A 7,092-nucleotide genomic window follows, 5' to 3' on the forward strand; every position below is an offset into this window, starting at 1 on the left:
ACCCCTGGCAGGGGTGCCGGGGCCCACTCGTACACCGCGGCGGGTCCCGGCGGGATCCGAGGACACCCTCTGAGGCCGATCCATGGGGACCGGCCCGGCCCGCGGTGGCATCCTGGAGCATCAGAGCAGGGCCCACGGCCCCACCCGTAGCGACAGGAAGGACCGCGATGGCGAGCACCGGTGACGCGCCGCCCCGGCCCATGCGTGCCGACGCGCGGCGGAACTACGAGCGGGTGCTCGGCGAGGCCCGTTCCGCGTTCGCCGAGCACGGCACGGACGCCTCGCTGGAGGATGTCGCGCGCCGGGCCGGAGTCGGCATCGGCACGCTGTACCGGCACTTCCCCACCCGCCACGCCCTGATGAACGCGGTCTTCCAGGAAGCGCTCGCCGATCTGCTCGACCGCTCGCGCGAGCTGGCCGACGCCGACCGGCCCTGCCGCGCGCTGGTGGACTGGCTGCGCGCGCTCATCACTCACGCGGGTGAGTACCGTGGCCTCTCCCGCGCGCTCATGTCGGCTTCGCACGACGCGAGTTCGGCCCTGACGCAGTGCAGCGCGGGTCTCCGTACGGCGGGCGAGCTGCTGCTCGTACGGGCGCAGCTGAGCGGGGACGTACGGGCGGACACGTCCATCGACGATCTGATGCAGCTGACGAACGCCATCGCGCTCGCCGCCGAACAGGCGCCGGACGACCCGGAGTTGGCCGACCGGCTGCTGACGCTGACCCTGACCGGGCTGAAGGGCCCCCACGGGACCGGATGAGCGGACGCGGCCCAGGGCCTGTCTTCAAAGTAGCGCCGTCCGCCCGTAGGGCGGGGCCTGCGCCCGCCGCGGAGCGGCTGATGTCTCGTTGGTGCGGTGCATCGCAAGGCGGAGGATCGGCGTTGTGGATGGCCCGGCCGTACTTGGCCGACTCCGACAACGCAGGGGGCACCTCCCGCGGCCCTCTAGGGCCTACGGGGGAGAGGTGCCGTCCAGGCGCCGCAGGCCAGGCGGGACTTCGCGGACCCGCCCCAGGGCCCGCCACACGGACCCCCGTCCGGCGGCGGCCCGTCCTCGGGTGCCGGACGGAGTGAACCCGCCCGGCGAGTGACGGCACAAACACCTGTCCGCCCGGCCCGACCGGTCAGCGGCGGCGCAGATCCGCGACCCGCGCCCGCTCACCCGGCTGCTCGGCGAGCGCCCCGGCGGACGCCGCCGCGCTCCGCAGCGCCTGCGGTCCGGGACCGCCGCCGTGGGTCCGGCGCTGGCCCGGCAGCGGCGTGTCCCGTCGGGGCTGTCGCCCCGGCGGGGCCGCCTCACCGCCCGACCCCGACCCGGCGGCGCCCGCCACCGTGATCTGTACGCCCTGGTCGGCGAGGGCCTGCAGTTCGGTCCCCGCGCGGTCGTCGTGCGCCGGCGGGTCGTCGGTGACCAGCCGGGTGATCACATCGGTCGGCACCGTCTGGAACATGGTGTCGGTGCCGAGTTTGGTGTGGTCGGCGAGGACCACGACCTCGGCCGCCGCCTGCACCAGCGCGCGATCGACGCTGGCCGACAGCATGTTGGAGGTGGACAGGCCGCGCTCCGCGGTGAGCCCGCTCCCGGACAGGAACGCGCGGGAGACCCGCAGCCCCTGGAGCGACTGCTCCGCACCGCTGCCGACCAGCGCGTAGTTGGAGCCGCGCAGGGTGCCGCCGGTCATGACGACTTCGACCCGGTTGGCATGGGCCAACGCCTGTGCGACCAGCAGGGAGTTGGTGACGACGGTCAGTCCGGGGATCCGCGCGAGCCGGCGGGCCAGCTCCTGCGTGGTCGTACCGGCGCCGACCACCACGGCTTCGCCTTCTTCGACGAGGCTCGCGGCGAGATCGGCGATGGCCGTCTTCTCTGCCGTGGCGAGATGGGATTTTTGCGGAAAGCCGGATTCTCGCGTGAATCCGCCCGGCAGTACCGCACCGCCGTGCCGGCGGTCGAGGAGTCCTTCGGCCTCCAACGCCCGCACGTCCCGCCGTACGGTCACTTCGGAGGTCTGGACGACGCGGGCGAGCTCACGGAGCGACACGGCTCCGTTGGCGCGCACCATTTCGAGGATTAACTGGCGACGTTCTGCAGCGAACACGAAACTGACAGTAACCCCAACGGCCGCCCGCTTTCAGCGGTTCACGCCGAAATGCGGAAGGTGTACGTACGGGGTCGCGCCAAGTGGTATGGGGAGGGGCGGCCTACCGCCCGTACACGCCCATGACCTCGGTCAACCCTCGTCCTCGCTCTTACGGCTGTGCAACTGCCGTGCCACCTCGGCGATCGACCCCGACAGAGAGGGGTACACAGTGAAAGCGTTTGCGATCTGTTCGACGGTCATATTGTTGTCGACCGCGATCGAGATGGGATGAATCAGTTCGCTGGCGCGCGGTGCCACGACCACGCCGCCGACGACGATCCCGGTGCCGGGACGGCAGAGGATCTTGACGAAACCGTCCCTGATGCCCTGCATCTTGGCGCGCGGGTTGCGCAGCAGCGGCAGCTTGACGACCCGTGCGTCGATCTTCCCGCTGTCCACGTCCGACTGGCTGTAGCCGACGGTCGCGATCTCCGGGTCGGTGAAGACGTTGGACGAGACGGTCTTGAGGTTGAGCGGGGCGACCGCGTCGCCGAGGAAGTGGTACATCGCGATCCGGCCCTGCATCGCGGCGACCGAGGCGAGCGCGAAGATGCCGGTCACGTCGCCGGCCGCGTAGACGCCGGGCGCGGACGTACGCGACACCCGGTCGGTCCAGATGTGGCCCGAGTCCTTGACCCGGACCCCGGCCTCCTCCAGGCCCATGCCCTCGGCGTTCGGGATCGCGCCGACCGCCATCAGACAGTGCGTGCCGGAGATGACCCGGCCGTCGGCGAGGGTCACCTCGACGCGGTCGCCGACGCGCTTGGCGGACGAGGCGCGGGAGCGCGACATCACGTTCATGCCGCGGCGCCGGAAGACGTCCTCCAGTACGGCGGCGGCGTCCGGGTCCTCGCCGGGCAGCACGCGGTCGCGGGAGGAGACGAGCGTGACGCGCGAGCCGAGCGCCTGGTAGGCACCGGCGAACTCGGCGCCGGTGACACCGGATCCGACCACTATCAGCTCTTCGGGAAGCTCCGTGAGGTCGTACACCTGCGTCCAGTTGAGGATGCGCTCACCGTCGGGCAGGGCGTCGGGGATCTCGCGCGGGTGCGCGCCGGTCGCGATCAGCACGGCGTCGGCGGTCAGCGACTCCTCCGTGCCGTCGGCCGAGGTCACGATCACCTGGCGGGAGCCGTCGGTGGCCTGCCGGCCGTCGAGCCGGCCCCGGCCGCGCAGCACGCGGGCCCCGGCCCGGGTGACGGACGCGGTGATGTCGTGCGACTGGGCGAGCGCGAGGCGCTTGACCCGTCGGTTGACCTTGCCGAGGTCCACCCCGACGACGCGGGCGGCCTGTTCGAGCGGCGGGGTGTCGTCGGCGACGATGATGCCCAGTTCCTCGTAGGAGGAGTCGAAGGTGGTCATCACCTCGGCCGTCGCGATGAGGGTCTTGGACGGTACGCAGTCGGTGAGCACCGAGGCCCCGCCGAGGCCGTCGCAGTCCACGACGCTCACCTCGGCGCCGAGCTGTGCGGCCACCAGGGCCGCCTCGTATCCGCCGGGTCCGCCGCCGATGATCACGATCCGGGTCACGAAAAAGTCCGCCTCGCGTTGTCGACCCGACCCGTCTGCCGTCCCGGCCGGGAGTCCGGGGAACCCCCGGAGGATGCAGTACGTACGCCATTGTCCCGCACTCTTCAAGCTGCTTCGCCCCGGGTCCCTCCCCGGGGGCCCCGAACGGCCCGTGGACGGGCCGCGTCCACGGGATTCGCCGGGCACGCGCGTACCTCCCGTACCCTCGTCCCCATGTCGCTCTACGCCGCGTACGCCGGCAACCTCGACGCGCGGCTGATGTCCCGCCGCGCCCCGCACTCCCCGCTGCGGGGCACCGGCTGGCTCAACGGCTGGCGGCTCACCTTCGGTGGGGAGCAGATGGGCTGGGAGGGTGCGCTGGTCACCCTCGTGGAGGCACCCCGTTCGCAGGTCTTCGTGGCGCTGTACGACATCGCGCCGATGGACGAGGACTCGATGGACCGCTGGGAGGGTGTCGGCCTCGACATATACCGGCGGATGCGGGTGCGCGTGGACACGCTGGACGGCAAGGAGCCGGCCTGGCTGTACGTCCTGAACGGGTACGAGGGCGGGCTGCCCTCCGCGCGCTACCTCGGCGAGCTGGCCGAGGCGGCGGAGTCGGCCGGGGCGCCGCACGACTATGTGATGGAACTGCGAAAGCGCGCGTGCTGAACCGGCACCCCACCCGCACGGTGAGGGTCGTCACGGTCCTCGCGGCCGCGACACGCGGCTGACCGGCGCGTTCGTCGGAAACGACAACACAACGATCCGAAGACCGTACGCTCGATCATCTACGCGCGTAGGGCAGGAACGGTTACCCTCGTCCGCGTGAACGCATCTGTTATCCCGGCCACGGCCGACGGATCTGCCGACCCCCACGCCGCCGCCTCCGCAGCCGCGGTGCGCCTGCGCGAGCTCACCGGCGCCGAGACCCATGACGTGGCCCTGGTGATGGGCTCCGGCTGGGCACCCGCCGTCGCCGCGCTGGGAGCACCCGAGGCCGAATTCCCGGTGACCGAGCTGCCGGGCTTCCCCCCGCCGGTCGTCGCCGGCCACGGCGGGACGATCCGCTCCTACGAGATCGCCGAGAAGCGCGCGCTGGTCTTCCTGGGCCGTACGCACTACTACGAGGGCCGCGGCGTCGCGGCCGTCGCGCACGGTGTCCGTACGGCGGTCGCCGCCGGCTGCAAGACCATCGTCCTGACGAACGGCTGCGGCGGACTGCGCGAGGGCATGCGCCCGGGGCAGCCGGTGCTGATCAGCGACCACATCAATCTGACGGCCGCGTCGCCGATCGTGGGCCCCAACTTCGTGGACCTCACCGACCTGTACTCGCCGCGGCTGCGCGCGCTGTGCAAGGAGGTCGACCCCGGTCTCGAAGAAGGCGTGTACGTCCAGTTCCCCGGCCCGCACTACGAGACGCCCGCCGAGATCAACATGGTCCGGGTCATGGGCGGCGACCTCGTCGGCATGTCCACCGTGCTGGAGGCCATCGCCGCGCGTGAGGCGGGCGCCGAGGTGCTGGGCATCTCGCTGGTGACGAACCTGGCGGCGGGCCTGTCGGGCGAGCCGCTGAACCACGAGGAAGTCCTGCAGGCGGGCCGGGATTCGGCCACGCAGATGGGTGCGCTGCTGGCAGAGGTGCTTGAGCGCATCTGAGGCGGGGCATCCGAGCGGGACACCGGATCCGGCCGCTCATGTACGACCCCGCGTGACGCGTGCGCCGGCGCGCCGAACCGGGCCCAGGAAGGGATACCCACAGTGCAGCAGGACCTCATCGCGCGGGCCGAGGCGTGGCTGGCCGAGGACCCGGACAGCGACACGCGCGGCGAGCTGCGGAAGCTCATCGACTCCGGTGACCTGGACGCGCTCGCCGAACGGTTCAGCGGCACGCTCCAGTTCGGCACCGCCGGGCTCCGCGGCGAACTGGGCGCCGGGCCGATGCGGATGAACCGGTCGGTGGTCGTCCGCGCCGCCGCCGGACTCGCGGCGTACCTCAAGGCCACCGGCCAGGGTGGCGGCCTCGTCGTCGTCGGCTACGACGCCCGCCACAAATCGGCCGACTTCGCGCGCGACACCGCCGCCGTGATGACCGGTGCGGGGCTGCGCGCCGCCGTACTGCCGCGTCCGCTGCCGACGCCGGTACTCGCCTTCGCCATACGCCATCTCGGCGCCGTCGCCGGGGTGGAGGTCACCGCCAGCCACAACCCGCCGCGCGACAACGGCTACAAGGTCTATCTCGGCGACGGCTCCCAGATCGTGCCCCCGATGGACGGCGAGATCGCGGCCGAGATCGACGCGGTCGGCCCGCTGGACTCGGTGGCGCGCCCCGAGGACGGCTGGGAGGTCCTGGGCGATGAGGTGCTGACGGCGTATCTGGAGCGCACGGACGCCGTTCTGAGCGCCGGATCGCCCCGTACGGCCCGCGTGGTCCACACGGCGCTGCACGGCGTCGGTACGGAGACGCTGAACGCCGCGTTCGCGCGGGCCGGCTTCCCCGCGCCCGTACCGGTGGCCGAACAGGCCGAGCCCGACCCGGACTTCCCCACCGTCGCCTTCCCGAACCCGGAGGAGCCGGGCGCGATGGACCTGGCCTTCGCCACGGCCCGCCGCGCCGCCCCCGACCTCGTCATCGCCAACGACCCGGACGCGGACCGCTGCGCGGTGGCCGTCCCCGACGCGGCGGCCGAGAGCGGCTGGCGGATGCTGCGCGGCGACGAGGTGGGCGCGCTGCTGGGCGCGCACCTGGTGGACAAGGGCGCGACGGGCGTGTTCGCGGAGTCGATCGTGTCGTCGTCGCTGCTGGGGCGGATCGCGGAGGCGGCGGGGGTCGGTTACGAGGAGACGCTCACCGGCTTCAAGTGGATCGCCCGCGTGGACGGTCTGCGGTACGGCTACGAGGAGGCCCTCGGCTACTGCGTCGACCCCGACGGCGTACGCGACAAGGACGGCATCACGGCGGCACTGCTCGTCGCGGAGCTGGCGTCCGGGCTGAAGGAGCGGGGCCGGGGGCTGACGGACCTCCTGGACGACCTGGCACTCGCCCACGGGCTGCACGCCACGGACCAGCTCTCGGCGCGGGTGCGGGACCTGTCCCTGATCACCCGGGCGATGGACCGCCTGCGCGACCACCCGCCGACGACCTTGGCGGGCCTGACGGTGACCTCGGCCGAGGATCTCTCGGAGGGCGCGTCGGGCCTCCCGCCGACGGACGGTCTGCGCTACCACCTGGACGGCGCCTACCGGGCCCGGGTGATCGTCCGTCCGAGCGGCACGGAACCGAAGATCAAGTGCTACCTGGAGACGGTGATCCCGGTCGCGAACGCCTCGGACCTGCCGTCGGCACGGACCCGGGGCGCCGAGCTGCTGGCGTCGCTGAAGCGGGACCTGTCGGAGGCGGCGGGCATCTGAGCACCCGCGTACGGGACGGCTTCGGTGAGC

Annotated in this window: 6 protein-coding genes; 4 read left to right on the top strand and 2 right to left on the bottom strand. The window is 72.4% G+C overall.

Annotated features, from left to right (window positions below; all coding sequences use genetic code 11):
• The first annotated feature begins 167 nt into the window (after positions 1-167).
• Positions 168-761 (top strand): TetR/AcrR family transcriptional regulator, encoded by a 594-nt coding sequence (locus ACFUN8_RS36375; protein WP_383647451.1) that lies wholly within the window; start codon positions 168-170, stop codon positions 759-761.
• 364 nt (positions 762-1,125) lie between these two features.
• On the opposite strand, the gene ACFUN8_RS36380 is transcribed toward ACFUN8_RS36375, so the two are convergent.
• Complete coding sequence (locus ACFUN8_RS36380) at positions 1,126-2,064, bottom strand: DeoR/GlpR family DNA-binding transcription regulator (protein ID WP_383647454.1); 939 nt, start codon at positions 2,062-2,064, stop codon at positions 1,126-1,128.
• A gap of 168 nt (positions 2,065-2,232) precedes the next feature.
• Complete coding sequence (locus tag ACFUN8_RS36385) at positions 2,233-3,672, bottom strand: NAD(P)H-quinone dehydrogenase (protein WP_382570213.1); 1,440 nt, start codon at positions 3,670-3,672, stop codon at positions 2,233-2,235.
• 213 nt (positions 3,673-3,885) lie between these two features.
• Between ACFUN8_RS36385 and ACFUN8_RS36390 the strand changes: the two genes are divergently transcribed.
• The 3 genes from ACFUN8_RS36390 to ACFUN8_RS36400 all read left to right on the top strand — a co-directional run bounded on the left by ACFUN8_RS36390 (position 3,886) and on the right by ACFUN8_RS36400 (position 7,062).
• Positions 3,886-4,323: a gamma-glutamylcyclotransferase gene (locus ACFUN8_RS36390; protein WP_031229841.1), complete on the top strand. Its 438-nt coding sequence runs from the start codon at positions 3,886-3,888 to the stop codon at positions 4,321-4,323.
• Between the two features lie 156 nt (positions 4,324-4,479).
• Positions 4,480-5,310 (top strand): purine-nucleoside phosphorylase, encoded by an 831-nt coding sequence (locus tag ACFUN8_RS36395; RefSeq protein ID WP_383647458.1) that lies wholly within the window; start codon positions 4,480-4,482, stop codon positions 5,308-5,310.
• Positions 5,311-5,412: 102 nt separating this feature from the next.
• Entirely contained in the window at positions 5,413-7,062 is a 1,650-nt protein-coding gene (locus ACFUN8_RS36400; protein ID WP_383647461.1) for a phospho-sugar mutase, read from the top strand.
• The last annotated feature ends 30 nt before the right edge of the window (positions 7,063-7,092 follow it).

This window comes from Streptomyces sp. NPDC057307, from assembly GCF_042667665.1.
In the GTDB taxonomy this organism is placed as follows: Bacteria; Actinomycetota; Actinomycetes; order Streptomycetales; family Streptomycetaceae; genus Streptomyces.